General features: G+C 75.6%; 15 protein-coding genes. 4 read left to right on the top strand and 11 right to left on the bottom strand.

Translation table 11 applies throughout. The features are described 5' to 3' along the window. Positions 1–112 precede the first annotated feature (112 nt). The 3 genes from J1G43_RS10985 to J1G43_RS10975 all read right to left on the bottom strand — a co-directional run bounded on the left by J1G43_RS10985 (position 113) and on the right by J1G43_RS10975 (position 2644). Entirely contained in the window at positions 113–1372 is a 1260-nt protein-coding gene (locus tag J1G43_RS10985; RefSeq protein ID WP_207342058.1) for an HRDC domain-containing protein, read from the bottom strand. Positions 1373–1479: 107 nt separating this feature from the next. Next, on the bottom strand, positions 1480–1893 hold the full coding sequence (locus J1G43_RS10980) for a LuxR C-terminal-related transcriptional regulator (protein ID WP_207342141.1): 414 nt from the start codon (positions 1891–1893) through the stop codon (positions 1480–1482). 169 nt (positions 1894–2062) lie between these two features. Continuing rightward, entirely contained in the window at positions 2063–2644 is a 582-nt protein-coding gene (locus J1G43_RS10975) for a DUF3000 domain-containing protein (protein ID WP_207342057.1), read from the bottom strand. 177 nt (positions 2645–2821) lie between these two features. On the opposite strand from J1G43_RS10975, the gene gndA reads away from it, so the two are divergent. Genes gndA through J1G43_RS10960 form a run of 3 tightly spaced genes read left to right on the top strand, consistent with a single transcriptional unit; the run spans position 2822 to position 6278 of the window. Continuing rightward, positions 2822–4276, top strand: coding sequence for an NADP-dependent phosphogluconate dehydrogenase (gndA, locus tag J1G43_RS10970; protein ID WP_207342056.1), 1455 nt, complete (start codon positions 2822–2824; stop codon positions 4274–4276). After that, positions 4273–5529 carry a carboxylate--amine ligase gene (locus J1G43_RS10965; protein WP_207371441.1) on the top strand — a complete coding sequence of 419 codons (1257 nt, stop codon included), beginning with the start codon at positions 4273–4275 and terminating at the stop codon, positions 5527–5529. Before gndA ends, J1G43_RS10965 begins: the two co-directional genes overlap by 4 nt. Continuing rightward, on the top strand, positions 5526–6278 hold the full coding sequence (locus J1G43_RS10960; protein WP_307859550.1) for an amino acid racemase: 753 nt from the start codon (positions 5526–5528) through the stop codon (positions 6276–6278). Before J1G43_RS10965 ends, J1G43_RS10960 begins: the two co-directional genes overlap by 4 nt. 67 nt (positions 6279–6345) lie before the next feature. Here the strand turns inward: J1G43_RS10960 and J1G43_RS10955 are convergent, their stop codons facing one another. Both J1G43_RS10955 and J1G43_RS10950 read right to left on the bottom strand, forming a co-directional pair. Beyond that, positions 6346–6831, bottom strand: coding sequence for a hypothetical protein (locus J1G43_RS10955; RefSeq protein WP_207342054.1), 486 nt, complete (start codon positions 6829–6831; stop codon positions 6346–6348). Further along, entirely contained in the window at positions 6828–7616 is a 789-nt protein-coding gene (locus tag J1G43_RS10950) for a dihydrofolate reductase family protein (RefSeq protein ID WP_207378434.1), read from the bottom strand. The genes J1G43_RS10955 and J1G43_RS10950 overlap by 4 nt, the downstream gene beginning before the upstream one ends. Before the next feature lie 106 nt (positions 7617–7722). Here J1G43_RS10950 and J1G43_RS10945 point away from each other — a divergent pair, with 106 nt between their 5' ends. Then, a complete protein-coding gene (locus J1G43_RS10945) occupies positions 7723–8451 on the top strand; it encodes a YoaK family protein (protein WP_207342052.1) in 729 nt (242 codons plus the stop codon). 7 nt (positions 8452–8458) lie between these two features. Here J1G43_RS10945 and cobA read toward each other — a convergent pair whose 3' ends face one another. From cobA to J1G43_RS10915, 6 genes are read right to left on the bottom strand one after another with little or no spacing between them, the layout of a single operon-like run. Further along, positions 8459–9670, bottom strand: a complete 1212-nt coding sequence (gene cobA, locus J1G43_RS10940; protein WP_207371444.1) for a uroporphyrinogen-III C-methyltransferase — start codon at positions 9668–9670, stop codon at positions 8459–8461. After that, complete coding sequence (locus J1G43_RS10935; protein ID WP_207378433.1) at positions 9667–11112, bottom strand: sulfate adenylyltransferase subunit 1; 1446 nt, start codon at positions 11110–11112, stop codon at positions 9667–9669. Before J1G43_RS10935 ends, cobA begins: the two co-directional genes overlap by 4 nt. Then, positions 11112–12056: a sulfate adenylyltransferase subunit CysD gene (gene cysD / locus J1G43_RS10930; RefSeq protein ID WP_207342049.1), complete on the bottom strand. Its 945-nt coding sequence runs from the start codon at positions 12054–12056 to the stop codon at positions 11112–11114. Before cysD ends, J1G43_RS10935 begins: the two co-directional genes overlap by 1 nt. Then, positions 12053–12772 (bottom strand): phosphoadenylyl-sulfate reductase, encoded by a 720-nt coding sequence (locus J1G43_RS10925; protein ID WP_207378432.1) that lies wholly within the window; start codon positions 12770–12772, stop codon positions 12053–12055. Before J1G43_RS10925 ends, cysD begins: the two co-directional genes overlap by 4 nt. After that, positions 12769–12930 (bottom strand): hypothetical protein, encoded by a 162-nt coding sequence (locus tag J1G43_RS10920; protein WP_207342047.1) that lies wholly within the window; start codon positions 12928–12930, stop codon positions 12769–12771. The genes J1G43_RS10925 and J1G43_RS10920 overlap by 4 nt, the downstream gene beginning before the upstream one ends. Then, complete coding sequence (locus J1G43_RS10915; protein WP_207342046.1) at positions 12927–14597, bottom strand: nitrite/sulfite reductase; 1671 nt, start codon at positions 14595–14597, stop codon at positions 12927–12929. Before J1G43_RS10915 ends, J1G43_RS10920 begins: the two co-directional genes overlap by 4 nt. Positions 14598–14706 lie beyond the last annotated feature (109 nt).

The raw sequence follows: 14706 nt of genomic DNA, 5'->3' as shown, positions 1-14706 counted from the left end.
GGGGAGCGCGCACGCGCAGTCGCGCGGGCAGGGACCATCGTCCCTGGACAGGCGAAGTTACTCAAGAGTAACCGCGCGGGTGATGCAGATCACGTCCCTCGCGAGGACGTCGTCAGGCGGCGGCGAGCGCCGTGGCGAGCGGGCCGGCGAGCAGCTCGACCTGCCAGGCCCGCGCACCGCCGGCCTGGAGCGTCGCCGCCACGGAGGACTCGTCCAGCGGCTGCGGCGGGGACCAGCACAGCCGGCGCAGCAGGTCGGGCTGCAGCAGGTTCTCGACCGGCACCGTGTGCTCCAGGGACGCCGCGGTGACGACCCCGCGCGCAGCCGTCAGCCGGCGTGCGGCGGCCGGGTCCCGGTCGCCCCAGACCCGGGCCGGGGGCGGGCCGTCGCTCGCGGGCCCGCGGGTCGCGGGCAGGTCCGCCTCGGGCAGCGCCATGGCCCGGTCGATCGCCGACTGCCACAGCGCCGCGCGCCGCCGCGTCCCCTTGCCGGCGAACGCCGGCAGCATCACCAGCTGGCCGACCGTGCGCGGCAGCGCCTGCGCCGCGGCCACGATGGCCGCGTCGGGCAGCACCCGTCCCGGCGAGATGTCGCGCTCGCGGGCGTTGCGGTCACGGGTCGCGTACAGCTCGCGGACCACCGCGAGGCGTCGCGCGTCGCGGACGTTGTGCAGCCCCGACACCCGCCGCCAGGGCTCGACCCGCGGCGCCGGTGGCGGCGCCAGCCGCACCGCCTCGAACTCCTGGCGGGCCCACTCGGCCTTGCCGGCGACGGCCAGGCGCTCGGCGAGCACCTGGCGGACCTCGACCAGCACCTCGACGTCCAGCGCGGCGTACCGCAGCCACTCCGCCGGCAGCGGACGGGTGGACCAGTCGACGGCCGAGTGCTCCTTGGCCAGGCCCAGACCCAGCGTGTCGGCCACGACCGCCGCGAGCCCGACGCGCTCCATCCCGAGCAGCCGCGCGGCCAGCTCGGTGTCGAAGAGGCGGGACGGGCGCAGGTGCTGCTCCGCCAGGCCGGGCAGGTCCTGCGAGGCGGCGTGCAGCACCCACTCCACGCCGACGAGGGCGTCGGACAGCGACGAGAGGTCGGGCAGCGCGATCGGGTCGATGAGCGCGGTGCCCGCGTCCTCACGGCGCAGCTGCACCAGGTAGGTGCGCTGACCGTACCGGTAGCCCGAGGCGCGCTCGGCGTCCACGGCGACCGGCCCGGTGCCCGCCGCGAACGCCGCGACGGTGGCGGCGAGCGCCTCCGGCGTCGCGACGACCTCGGGAACGCCGTCGGCCGGCTCCAGCAGCGGGACGACGACCGGCGTGGTGACGTCCGGGTGGTCGTCCGCACCCGGCGCGCCCTGCGGCGCCTCGGCATTCATGACGTCCACCGTAGGCGACCGCGGGGGTGCGTCCGTGCAGCCGGCGCGCGCGTCGCGCACGGCGCTCCGGGCGGGGTCACCCGCGGCCGGTCGTGCGGGTGGCGGCCTCAGTCGATGAGCCGGTTGCGGATCGCGATCGCCACGAGCTCCGCCCGGTCACCGGTGCCGAGCTTGCGCGAGATCCTGGCGAGGTGGCTCTTGACGGTGAGGGCGGACAGCCCGAGCTCCTCGCCGACGAGGCGGTTGGTCCGGCCCTCGGCCACGCGGGACAGGACGCCCAGCTCGCGGGCGCTCAGCTCGGCGGTCGGGGCCGGCGGCGCGGGTGCCGGGCGGGCCGGTGCGCCGGTGGCATCGGTCGTGCTGGCCACGCCGCCGCGGAGCCCGCCCGCCAGCAGCGTGCGCAGCTCCGTGCGTCCCGCGCGTCGGGCCAGGACGACGACACGGTGCGCCCCCCGCCGGCGCAGGGCGCGGACCAGCGTCTCGCCCTCGCCCTCGGCGATCTGGGTGACCACCACGCACATGGGGTGACGTGCGGGGGTCGTGGACGGTACGCGCCGCGACGTGGGCACGGTCGAGACGCCCGGGCGGCGGGCCGGGATGTCGCGGACGTCGCGTCGAAGAGGCTCGATGGTCACGCCCCGTGCATCGGCAGGGCCCGCCGACGACTTGAGCCGGTGCGCGGGTGGCCCGTCAGCGCCGCGGCAGCGGGACGACGCCCTCCGGGAGCGGGGGCAGGCCGGCCGCCGTGCACAGCAGGGTGGCCCAGGCCGCCAGGTGGGGGCCCAGGTTCTCGTCCCAGGCGGTCCACGAGGCGCGGATCTCGAGCTCGGTCTGCTCCTCGCGCCGGTCCAGCGCACCGAAGCTCTGGGAGAGCACCCGCGTCACGGTGCCTCCCGCGGCGTGCGGGGTGACGCCGGTGGACTCCAGCGCGTCGTGGAACCACGACCACGCGACCTCGGCGAGCATCGGGTCCGCGCCCACCTCGGCCTCGAGGCTCGCGCGCACCAGGGTGACGAGGCGGAACGAGCCCTCCCACGCCTCCTGGCCCTCGGGGTCGTAGAGCACGACGAACCGCCCCGACGCGAGGTCCTCGGCCGCGACCGAACGACGCGCCGTGCGGACCTCCGCGGTCAGCGCTGCCGTGTACGGCGCGATGCGGGCAGGTCCGGGAACCTCGTCCAGCACCACCTCGGGGCGCACCGGCACCCCGCGCAACGAGCGCAGGGCGCGGACGAACTCGGCGGGGACGTCCTCGGGTCCGGCAGGGGTCACGCGGCGAGAGTACGGGCGGACCGCTCGTCTCGGTCCCCGGCACGCCGAGGGGGCCGGGCCTCGCGCGCACTAGGCTCGACGACGCATCCGCACGCGCCGCGCGCGCCGGTGCCGGTCGCCGCACGGGCCCGGCACCTCACGGCGGTACGTGCCCATCCGGCATAAGGAGCGCTAGTGATGTCTGTCCCGTCGTCGGTCGTCGGCACCGCGCAGATCGGCGTGACCGGGTTGGCCGTCATGGGCCGCAACCTGGCGCGGAACTTCGCGCGGCACGGGTACACGGTCGCCGTCCACAACCGCACGTACGCCCGCACGCAGTCGCTCGTGACCGAGCACGGGGACGAGGGCACGTTCGTGCCGTCGGAGTCGATGGCGGACTTCGTCGCCTCGCTCGCCCGGCCCCGCAAGGTCGTCGTCATGGTGCAGGCCGGCCCCGCCACGGACGCGGTGATCGACGAGCTCGTGCCGTTGCTGGAGCCCGGTGACATCGTCGTCGACGCCGGCAACGCGCACTTCCCCGACACGGTCCGCCGCGAGCAGGCGCTGCGCGCGCACGGCCTGCACTTCGTCGGCACGGGCGTGTCCGGCGGCGAGGAGGGTGCGCTCAACGGGCCGTCGATCATGCCGGGCGGCACGGCCGAGTCGTACGCGTCGCTGGGCCCGATCCTCGAGGCGATCTCGGCGAAGGTCGACGGCGTGCCCTGCTGCACGCACGTGGGACCGGACGGTGCCGGGCACTTCGTCAAGATGGTGCACAACGGCATCGAGTACGCGGACATGCAGCTCATCGCCGAGGCGTACGACCTGCTGCGCCAGGGCCTGGGTGCCTCGGCGCCCGAGATCGGCGAGGTCTTCGCCGCGTGGAACACCGGTGACCTCGAGTCCTACCTCATCGAGGTGACGGCCGAGGTCCTCGCGCACACCGACGCGGCCACCGGCCGCCCGTTCGTCGACGTGGTCGCGGACGCCGCCGAGCAGAAGGGCACGGGTCGCTGGACCGTGCAGAACGCGCTCGACCTCGGGGTACCGATCACGGGGATCGCGGAGGCGACGTTCGCCCGTGCGCTGTCCGGGTCCGCCCCGCAGCGCGCGGCCGCGCGTGGCGTCCTGCCGGCCGACACGCTGGCCTGGAACGTGCCCGAGCCTGGTGCCTTCATCGAGGACGTGCGCCTGGCCCTGTACGCCTCGAAGCTGGTGGCGTACTCGCAGGGCTTCGACCAGATCGCGGCCGCGTCGGCCCAGTACGGGTGGGACATCGACCGGGCCGCGATGGCGCGCATCTGGCGGGGCGGCTGCATCATCCGGGCCAAGTTCCTCGACCGCATCACGCAGGCGTACGAGCGCAACCCGGAGCTGCCGCTGCTCATCGCCGACCCGTACTTCACCGCGGCCGTCTCCAACGGTGTCGCGGCGTGGCGGCGGGTCGTGGCGGCGGCCGCGGCGCACGGGGTCCCGACGCCCGCGTTCTCGTCGTCCCTGGCGTACTACGACGGCGTGCGGGCCGAGCGGCTGCCGGCCAACCTCATCCAGGCCCAGCGCGACTTCTTCGGTGCCCACACCTATCGGCGCGTGGACCGCGACGGCGTGTTCCACACCGACTGGTCCGGCGACCGCACCGAGCAGACCTGGTGAGCCGGCGCACGGGCGCCCAGGTGCCGGCGCCGCGGCTGCAGCCCGTCGTCCTCGGCGGTGACGTCGGGGCGTACTCGCTGGCGCGCACGTTCCACGAGGCGTACGGCGTGCGCTCCGTCGTGGTGTCGTCGGTCTCGACGGGCCTGGTGCGCCACTCGCGCATCCTCGAGAACGTCGTCGAGCCGGGCATCGACGACGGCCCGACCGTCGTGCGCCGGCTGCGTGCGATCGCCGAGCAGCACCCGGGCACCGACCGGGTGCTGCTGGGCAGCGCGGACTGGCTGGTGCGCACGATCGTGGAGAACCGGGCGCAACTCGAGGACCTGTACACGATCCCGTACGTGGACGTCGCGACGCTCGACCGCGTGACGGACAAGGTGCTGTTCGGCGAGCTGTGCGCCGAGCTCGGGATCGACCACCCCGCCACCGTGGTCCACGACGTGCAGGCGGGGGGGACGCCGGACACCTCCGGGCTGCGGTTCCCCGTCATCGCCAAGGCGGCCGACACCGCTGCGTACCACCTGGTGGAGTTCCCCGGGAAGAAGAAGGTCTTCACGGTCGACACGCCCGCCGAGCTCGCCGACCTGCTGGCACGGGTGCAGGCCTCCGGGTACCAGGGGCGGTTCGTCGTGCAGGACCTCATCCCCGGGGACGACTCCGGCATGCGGATCCTCACCTGCTACAGCGACGCGTCCGGCAGGGTCCGGTTCTCGGCGTTCGGGCACGTGCTGCTCGAGGAGCACACGCCCGGCGCGCTGGGCAACCCCGCGGGGATCATCACGGGCCACGACGCGCAGATCGCCGCGCAGGCCGTCCGGCTGCTCGAGCACCTGGGGTGGACCGGGTACGCCAACTTCGACCTCAAGTACGACCCGCGGGACGGGCGCACCGTCTTCTTCGAGCTCAACCCGCGGCTGGGACGGTCGAACTTCTACATCACCGCCGGCGGCCGCAACACGGCCGAGCTCTACGTGCGTGAGCACGTGCAGGGGCTCGACCCGCTGCCCGACGGGGCCGCGGACCACCTCACGGAGCCGCACCTGTACACGGTGCTGCCGCGCTGGCTGCTGCGCCGCTACGTCGCCGACCCCGCGCTGCGGGCCCGCACCCGGGCGCTGGGCCGCGCGGGGCGCGTGACCAACCCGCTGTGGTACCGCGCGGAGACCGACCCGCGGCGGTTGGCCTACCTGGCGGTCGCGCAGGCCAACCAGGTGCGCAAGTACCGGCGCCACTACCCGCACGGTGACGCGTGAGCGACCCCGGGCAGGTGCCCCCGCGCGGTGACGGCACGACGCCGCACCGCGTGGAGGTCGGTGTCATCGGCGGGGTGGGCCCGGCCGCCACGGTCTGCTTCCTGGACCTCGTGGTGCGCCGCACGGCGGCCGAGCGCGACCAGGACCACGTCGACCTGGTGGTGCTGCAGCACGCCGGCATCCCCGACCGCACCGCCTACATCCTCGGGCGCTCCACCGAGGACCCCGGGCCGGTCATGGCCGCCGACGCCCGTCGCCTGGAGCGCCTCGGCGTCGGCTTCGTCGTGGTGCCGTGCAACACCGCGCACCACTTCACGGACGAGGTCGCCGCCGCGGTGGGGGTGCCCGTGCTGAGCATCGTCGACGAGACGGCCGACGAGGTCGCCGCCCGGCCGGGTGTCACCCGCGTCGGCGTGCTCGCCACGAGCGGCACGCTCGCGGCGCAAGTGTACCAGCGGGCGTTCGAGGACCGGGGGCTGTCCGTGGTGGTCCCGGACGACGCCGACCAGGACGTCGTCATGCGGATCATCTACGACGAGGTGAAGGCCGGCCGTCCGGCCGACGTCGGCGCCCTGCACGCCGTCGCGGACCGGCTCCGGCAGCGCGGGGCCGACGTCGTGGTGCTCGGCTGCACCGAGCTCTCGGTCGTGGCGGCCGAGCACGACCTGCTCGCCGACGGCGGGTACGTCGACTCCCTCGACGTCCTCGCCCGGCGCACCGTCGAGCGCGCCGGGTACCCGCTGCGCTGACCGCCGCCGTCCCGAGGGACTCCCCGAGGGACGGCGGCGAGGGCGCGGGCGGGGCGCGCCGGTCGGCTCAGCCCAGCTCGCTGGTCCCCGAGTAGAGGTGCAGCACCGGCACGTGCAGCTCCTCGCGCGCCCGCGAGGCCCAGTCGGTGTGGAACGTGTCCTCGATCATGTGCGGGTACGTCACCACGACGACCTCGCGCACGCCGCCGCCGGCGACGGCGGTGCGCAGCGCGGGCAGCGGGTCGTCGTCGGTGATCTCGCCGGTCGCGTCCCTGCCGGCGGCGACGAAGGCGGCGACGCTGCCGGCGACCTGCTCGGCGGCGGTCTGGCGCGCCCGCGTGCGGCTCGGCTCGTGGCCCGTCGCCCGCTCCCACGCCTCGCGCAGCTCGCCCAGGCTCAGCGCGTCGATGATCCAGGGGATCAGGGGGCGGTCGGTGTCGGCGGGCACGAGCACGCGGTAGGCGGGCGACTCGTCGGGGTGCAGGCCCACGATGTGTCGGACGTCGGACTCGGCCAGGGTGTCCTCGGTGAGGACGAGGATGGTGTCGGTCACGACCCCGAGCCTACGGGTGCGCGCAGGTCCCAGCAGGTCAGCACCGTGCCGTCGGTCGCGTGCAGGAGGTGGCGCACGCGTGCGGCGCGCGGCGGGTCGAGGGGCCCGGCGCCCGTCGCGGCCCGGGGCGCGTCGCCCGCCACCAGCAGGGGGCTCGTCGTCAGGCACAGCTCGTCGACCAGGCCCGCGGCGAGCAGGTCCGCCAGCAGCCGCGGCCCGCCCTCGGCCAGGACGTGACGCAGGCCGCGCGCGGCGAGCGCGGCGACCGCCGCGCGCAGGTCGGGGGAGCCGGGGTCGTGGGGGGCGGGCACGACGACGGTCCGGTCCGCACCCACCGCGGCGCGTGCCCGGTCGGCGCCCTGCGTCCCGGTGACGACCAGGGCACCGTCCGCCACGTCCGCGGGGACGTCGCCGCGGCACGTCACCACGGCGGGCACGATCCGCGGCCCGAGGCCCAGCGATGCCCGGACCTCGCGCAGCCCGGCGGCCACGGGGAGCTCGCGGTACCCCTCGGCCCGCACGGTCCCGGCACCCACGAGCACGACGTCCGCCAGGGCCCGCAGCACCGCGAAGACACGGCGGTCGGCCGGGGTGCCGAGCGACCCGGACCGACCGTCGGTACCCGCGGCGGCGCCGTCGACGCTCGTGACCATCGTGGCCCGGACGTGGGGTCGGGCGCGGTCGCGTCGCAGCAGTGCGACGAGGTCCGCCTCGTCGGCGGACGACGCCAGCCGACGGGCCGCGTCCCGGGGGAGGAGCAGGTCGAGGTCGACGGTGGGCGGCACGTCCCCAGGCTAGGGCGCGCACGGACCAGGTGCGCCGCCGGTGCCGTCGTGGCACCGTCGATGACGGAGCACGACCCGCCCGACCGGCGCCGACGGGGGAGCAGCGATGCCAGGAGACGGCGCGGCGGCACCGCGGGACGCGGTCAGCGCCGCCCTGCTCCTGCTCACCGCCGCGAGCGGGGCGCTCGACGCGGTCACGTACCTCGCCCTCGACCACGCGTTCGCTGCGAACATGACCGGCAACGTGCTCTTCCTCGGCTTCGCGCTCGCGGGTGCCGGTGACGTGCCGCTGGCCGGCACGGTGGTCGCGCTCGCCGCGTTCGTCGTCGGCGCGGTGGTCGGCGGACGCTCGGTGCCCCGCACGTCGTCCCCGGCCGTGGCCCGGGCGACGGTCGCGACGCTCGCGGCGCTGACCGTCGCCATGGTGCTCGTGGGCGGCGCCTGGCTCGCGGTGCCCCGGCTCGGGCAGACGACGGTGCTGGTCACGACCGGGCTGCTGGCCGGCCTGTCCGGGGTGCAGGCGGCGGCCGTGAAGCCTCTGGGGAACGCCGCGATCACGACGGTCGTGGTGACGGGCACGCTGGTGGACCTGGCCCGGGACAGCCGCGTCGCGGGTGCGCCGTCCGGCCCGCGGCACGTGCGGCGGGACCGTGCGCTGGCGGTGGTGGCGCTGATGGCGGGCGCGGCGCTCGGCGCAGTGCTGGTCCGCGAGCTGACGGCGCCGCTCGCGCTCGGCGGCTCCGTGCTCCTGCGGGCTGCAGCGGTCGTCGTGCTGGCCCGTGCGGCGCGGGGTGAGCGGGACGCCGCACCGACGGCCGGCCCCGGCAGGAGGTGACCGCGGCTCACCCGCGAGAGGCGACGCCTCCCAGCGTGGTGGCGAGCGTCGCGACGGCCCCCACGACCACGACGGCCGGGTTGCGCACGCCCACCGCCAGCGCCCGCTCGGCGATGTCCCCGACCGTGCCCAGCGTCGTGCGCTGGCTCGGCAGGGTGCCGTCCTCGACCACGGCGACGGGCGTGGCCGCGTCCAGCCCGTGCGACGTCAGCCGCGCCATGTGCTCACCGAGCCGTGCGACCCCCATGAGCAGCACCAGGGTGCCCCGCAGGCGGGCCAGCGTCTCCCAGTCCGTCTGCGCGTCGTGCGCCGAGACGATCGTCACCTGACGTGCCACGTCCCGGTGCGTCACCGGCACGCCGGCGGCCCCGGGCACCGCGATCGCGCTGGTGACCCCGGGGACGACCGTCACGTCGACACCGGCCTGGCGGCACGCGGCCAGCTCCTCACCACCGCGGCCGAGCACGAACGGGTCGCCGCCCTTGAGGCGCACCACGCGCTGCCCCGCGCGGGCCCGTTCGACCAGCAGCCGGTTGATCTCGGCCTGCGTCAGCGTGTGCGCGTGCGGCGCCTTGCCGGCCTCGACCACCTCCACGTCGGGCTCGAGCTCGTCGAGCAGCGCGCGTGGCGCCAGCCGGTCGACGACGACGACGTCGGCCTCGGCCAGCGCACGCCGGCCGCGCGTGGTGATCAGACCGGGGTCGCCGGGCCCGCCGCCGACCAGCGTGACGTGCCCGCGGCCCGCGCGGCGCCGGCGCAGCGGCAGGCCGCCCGTGTCGAGCTGCACCTGCACGGCCGCGCGCAGGGCCACGGCCCGCCGGGGGTCGCCGCCCGCGCTCACGGCGACGGTCACGTCGCCCGCGCGGGCGACCGCCGGTGTCCACGCGGTCGACGCGGCGGCGTCGTCCGCCCGCACGCACCACGTCCGGGACACCTCGGCGTCCGCGGCCACCGCGTCGTCCGCCCGACGCTCCCCGGTCGCCGTGTGCACGAGCCAGGCGCCGTCGAGGTCCCCGGGCGCGTACTCGCGCGCCGACCAGGTGAGGGCACCGGCTGCGGCGAGGTCGGCGAGGTCCTCGCACAGCGCGGGCGCGACGACGTGCACGTCGGCGCCGTCCGCGAGCAGCCCTCGGGTGCGCCGCGCCGCGACGGGACCGCCGCCCACCACGACGACCCGCCGGCCGGCGAGGTCGAGGAGCAGCGGGTGCCGCGGGCTCATATCCCGGCCCCGGCGAGCCAGTCGTCGTCGCGCTCGTCGGTGCGCACCGGGGCGAGCCGGTCGAGCAGCGTCGGCCCGATCATGCCCGCCGCCAGCGTCGAGCCGTCCGTCGGGTCGACCACGAGGAAGCCGCCCGTGCGGCGGTGCGTCGCGTAGTCGTCGAGCACGACCGGCTCGGCCAGCCGCAGGCGCGCCCGCCCGATCGCGTTGAGACCGAGCGCCGGGGGCGCCGCCTGCGTCGAGGTGTCCGTCGCGTCGATGGTGTGGCGGGTGTCCACCGGGTCCCACCGCTCGACCGTGAGCGTGTCGACGTCGAGCCGGGCGTCGACCTCGCGCAGCAGCGCCCGCACCGTGCGGGTGCCGACGCGGACCAGCACCCGGGAACCGGGCACCGAGCGGCGCTCGGTCAGCCAGCACACGGTGCCGACGAGGTCCTGGCCGACGGTGACCTGCTCGGCGGCGGGGACCAGCACGTCGCCCCGCGCCACGTCCAGGTCGTCGGCGAGCCGCACGGTCACCGACCGCGGGGCGTCGGCGGCCTGCAGCGGGCCGTCGAACGTGTCGATGGCGACCACGCGGCTGGTGCGCCCCGACGGCAGCACGCGCACCTCGTCACCGACGTGCACGACGCCGGAGGCGACCCGGCCGGCGTACCCCCGGTAGTCGGGGTGCTCGGGCGTCCGGGGACGGATGACGTACTGCACGGGCAGGCGCAGCGGCTCACCGCCCGCGTCCCGTGCCACGGGCACCTCCTCCAGCAGCTCGAGCAGCGTCGGGCCGTCGTACCAGTCGGTGCGCGCGGACCGGGTCACGACGTTGTCGCCCTCGAGGGCCGACAGCGGCACGGCGTGCACGGTCGGCAGGCCGAGGACCCGCGCGTGCTCGGCGAACCGTGCGGCGATGGTGCGGAACGTCGCCTCGTCGAACCCGACGAGGTCCATCTTGTTGACCGCCAGCACCACGTGCGGCACGCCGAGCAGCGCCGTCAGAGCCGCGTGCCGCCGCGTCTGCTCGAGCACACCCTTGCGGGCGTCGACGAGCACGATCGCGAGCTCCGCGGTCGACGCGCCGGTCACCATGTTGCGGGTGTACTGGACGTGGCCGGGCGTGTCGGCCAGCACGAACGCCCGGCGCGCGGTCGAGAAGTACCGGTAGGCCACGTCGATCGTGATGCCCTGCTCCCGCTCGGCCCGCAGGCCGTCGGTGAGCAGCGCCAGGTCCACGGCCGCGCCCTCGCCGCCCCGGGCGGCCGTCGCCCGCTCGACGGCGGACAGCTGGTCGGCCAGGACGGACTTGGTGTCGTACAGCAGACGGCCGATGAGGGTGCTCTTGCCGTCGTCGACGGAACCGGCCGTGGCCAGCCGCAGCAGGTCGCGCCGCGCGTGGACGTCGGCGGTGGGGGTCGGTCGGGTCCGGGGGAGACCCGGTGCGTGCGTGCCCATCAGAAGTACCCCTCGCGCTTGCGGTCCTCCATGGCGGCCTCGGAGGCCCGGTCGTCCGCGCGCGTGGCGCCGCGCTCGGTCAGGCGGCTGGCGGCGACCTCCGCGATGACGTCCGCGACGTCGGCGGCCACGGAGTCGACGGCCCCCGTGCAGCTCATGTCGCCCACCGTGCGGTACCGCACCCGGCGCCGCTCGACGGTCTCGTCGGGTCGCGGACCGCCCCAGGTGCCCGCCGTCAGCCACATGCCGTCGCGGGCGAACACGTCGCGGTCGTGGCTGAAGTAGATGCTCGGCAGCTCGATGCCCTCGCGCTCCACGTACCGCCACACGTCGAGCTCGGTCCAGTTCGACAGCGGGAACACGCGCACGTGCTCACCGGGCCGGTGCCGGCCGTTGTACAGGTCCCACAGCTCGGGTCGCTGACGGCGGGGGTCCCACTGCCCGAACTCGTCCCGCAGGGAGAACATGCGCTCCTTGGCACGGGCCTTCTCCTCGTCGCGCCGACCGCCGCCGAAGACGGCGTCGAACCGGTGCGCCGTGATCGCGTCGAGCAGCGGCACGGTCTGCAGCGGGTTGCGCGACCCCCCGGGGCGCTCGGTCACGCGACCGTCGTCGATGGCCTGCTGCACGCTCGCCACGACGAGCCGGAGCCCCAGCGCGGCGACGACGCGGTCGCGGTAGGCGATGACCTCGGGGAAGTTGTGGCCCGTGTCGACGTGCATGACCGGGAACGGCACCGGCGCCGGCCAGAACGCCTTGCGCGCCAGGTGCAGCATGACGATCGAGTCCTTGCCGCCGGAGAACAGCAGCACGGGCCGCTCGAACTCGCCGGCGACCTCGCGCATCACGTGGACGCCCTCGGACTCCAGGGCGTCGAGCTGGGTCGGCGTGCTCGGGCCGGCCGCCGCGGCGGCCGGGGTGTCGGTGGGGAAGGTCGTCGTCATGTGTGCAGCCCGCATTCCGTCTTGTTCGTGCCTGCCCAGCGGCCTGCGCGGGGGTCCTCGCCCGGGGCGACCGCCCGCGTGCACGGCGCGCAGCCGATCGAGGTGTACCCGAGCTCGCGCAGCGGGTTGAGCACCACGTGGTGCTCGGCGACGTACGTCGCCACGTCGTCCTGCGACCAGGCCGCCAGGGGGTTGAGCTTCACCTTGCCGCGGCGGGCGTCCCAGCCGACGACCGCGATGTCCGTGCGGGTCGGGGCGTCCTCGCGACGCATGCCGGTGACCCACGCCGTGTACGGCGCGAGAGCCCGCTCGAGGGGCTCGACCTTGCGCAGGGCGCAGCACAGGTTCGGGTCGCGGTCGTGCAGCCGGGGGCCGTGCTCGGCGTCCTGCTCCGCGACCGTGCGCAGCGGCAGGACGGTGCGCAGGCTCACGTCGGTGAAGTCCGCGTAGTAGTCGCGCGTGCCGATGGTCTCCGCGAAGTGGTACCCGGTGTCGAGGAAGACGACGTCGATGCCGGGCGCGGCGGCGGCGGCGAGGTGGACGAGCACCTCGTCACCCATCGACGAGGCCACGACGAGGTCGCCGCCGAACTCCGCGCGCGCCCAGCGCAGCACGTCCGCGGGGTGCGACCCCTCGAGGTCCCGGCCCGCCTGCTCGGCCAGGGCACGCAGCGCGTCGGGCGACAGGTCGGCCGCCCGGTGCGTCGCGGTGCTCACGACACGCCCACGAGGCCGACGAACCGCAGGGCGAACGCCCGGGCGCACGTGCGGCACTCCCACTGGCCGTGCGTCTGCCCGGCCGGCCAGAGGTCCTCGCTCGCGCAGAACGGGCAGTAGTACGGCACCGCTCGCTGCCCGCTGGTCTGCTCGCTCATCGCAGGTCCTCCTCGGCGGCACGGTGCACCCACTGCGCGAACAGCTCACCGGGCGTGCGCTGCTCGTCGAACCGGCGGGTCACGCGCTCGACGTAGTCGGGCAGCTCGGAGGCCGGGACGCGCAGCCCGCGCAGGGTGGTCCCGAGCCCGCTGGTCAGGCCGAGGCCGCCCCCGAGGTGCACCTGGTAGCCCTCCTCGCCGCCGGCCAGCGCGCCCTTGAGGCCGATGTCCGCGGTCTGGATGCGCGCGCAGGAGTTGGGGCAGCCGTTGACGTTGATGGTGATCGGCTGGTCGAACGTCGGCAGGCGCTCCTCGAGCTCGCCGACCAGGGCCGCGGCGCGCGCCTTGGTCTCGACGATCGCCAGCTTGCAGAACTCGATGCCGGTGCAGGCGATCGTGCCCCGCCGGAACGTCGAGGCGCCGCGGACCCGCAGGCCCAGCGACTCCAGCCCGTCCACCAGGGCGTCGACGCGCTGCGGCTCGACGTCGAGCACGACGAGCTTCTGCTCGGTGGTCAGCTGCACCCGCTCGGAACCGGCCTCCTCGACCAGGTCGGCGAGCGCCGTGAGCACCGGCCCGGAGACGCGCCCGACCGTGGGGGCGGCCCCCACGTAGAACCGGCCGTCCTTCTGCGGGTGCACGCCGACGTGGTCGCGGTTGCCGGTGGGCGGCGGCGGGGGAGGCGGGCCGTCGGGCAGCGCGTACCCCAGGTACTCGGTCTGCAGGACCTGGCGGAACACCTCCGGTCCCCAGTCGGCGAGCAGGAACTTCAGGCGTGCACGGGTCCGCAGGCGGCGGTAGCCGTAGTCACGGAAGATGCCCACGACGCCGCACCACACCTCGGGCACGCGCTCGAGGGTGACGAACGCACCGAGCCGCTTGCCCAGCATGGGGTTGGTCGACAGGGCCCCGCCGACCCACAGGTCGAAACCAGGGCCCAGCTCGGGGTGCACGACGCCGACGAAGGCGACGTCGTTGATCTCGTGCGCGACGTCCTGGTGGGGGGATCCGCTGATCGCGGTCTTGAACTTGCGCGGCAGGTTGGAGTAGGCCGGGTCGCCGATGTACCGCTCGCGGATCGCCCGGACGGCGGGGGTGCCGTCGATGATCTCGTCGGCCGCGACGCCGGCGACCGGCGAGCCCAGGATGACCCGCGGCACGTCGCCGCACGCCTCCTGGGTCGTCAGGCCGACGGACTCGAGCCGGCGCCAGATCTCCGGGACGTCCTCGATGCGGATCCAGTGCAGCTGGACGTTCTGGCGGTCGGTGATGTCCGCCGTCCCGCGGCCGAACTCCTGCGAGATGCCGGCGACGGTGCGCAGCTGGCGCAGGTCGAGCGAGCCGCCGTCGCACCGCACGCGGAGCATGAAGTACTCGTCCTCGAGCTCGTGCGGCTCGAGCGTGGCGGTGCGCCCGCCGTCGATGCCGGGCCGGCGCTGCGTGTACAGCCCCCACCAGCGCATGCGGCCACGCAGGTCGTCACCGGGGATGGAGGCGAAGCCCTCGCGGGCGTAGACGGTCTCGATCCGGTGCCGGACGTTGAGGCCGTCGTCCTGCTGCTTGAGGGCCTCGTTGGCGTTGAGCGGGTCGCGCTGGTCGAAGCCCCACTGGCCCTCGGGGCGCTTGGGCGGCGGGGCGAGCGGGGTGCGGGACGTGGTCTGCGCCATGGGGCGCCACCTCCGGGGTGCTGGGGGGCGTGCTCACGCGTCCGCGCACGACGAAGGTCGTGGACGACGGGCGCGGACCACGCGCCCGTCGAGGGGAACGGGGCTGGTC

The organism is Cellulomonas sp. zg-ZUI22 (assembly GCF_017353535.1).
In the GTDB taxonomy this organism is placed as follows: domain Bacteria; phylum Actinomycetota; class Actinomycetes; order Actinomycetales; family Cellulomonadaceae; genus Cellulomonas; species Cellulomonas wangleii.
The sequence above is the reverse complement of the archived record's forward strand: the minus strand, read 5'-3'. Positions and strand labels throughout refer to the sequence as shown.

Bases quoted from the DNA above. Each gene is read 5' to 3' on its own strand.
- J1G43_RS10985 (WP_207342058.1), bottom strand. From the start codon at position 1,372: ATGAATGCCGAGGCGCCGCAGGGCGCGCCGGGTGCGGACGACCACCCG.
- J1G43_RS10980 (WP_207342141.1), bottom strand. From the start codon at position 1,893: ATGTGCGTGGTGGTCACCCAGATCGCCGAGGGCGAGGGCGAGACGCTG.
- gndA (WP_207342056.1), top strand. From the start codon at position 2,822: ATGTCTGTCCCGTCGTCGGTCGTCGGCACCGCGCAGATCGGCGTGACC.
- J1G43_RS10945 (WP_207342052.1), top strand. From the start codon at position 7,723: ATGCCAGGAGACGGCGCGGCGGCACCGCGGGACGCGGTCAGCGCCGCC.
- cobA (WP_207371444.1), bottom strand. From the start codon at position 9,670: ATGAGCCCGCGGCACCCGCTGCTCCTCGACCTCGCCGGCCGGCGGGTC.
- J1G43_RS10935 (WP_207378433.1), bottom strand. From the start codon at position 11,112: ATGGGCACGCACGCACCGGGTCTCCCCCGGACCCGACCGACCCCCACC.
- cysD (WP_207342049.1), bottom strand. From the start codon at position 12,056: ATGACGACGACCTTCCCCACCGACACCCCGGCCGCCGCGGCGGCCGGC.
- J1G43_RS10920 (WP_207342047.1), bottom strand. From the start codon at position 12,930: ATGAGCGAGCAGACCAGCGGGCAGCGAGCGGTGCCGTACTACTGCCCG.
- J1G43_RS10915 (WP_207342046.1), bottom strand. From the start codon at position 14,597: ATGGCGCAGACCACGTCCCGCACCCCGCTCGCCCCGCCGCCCAAGCGC.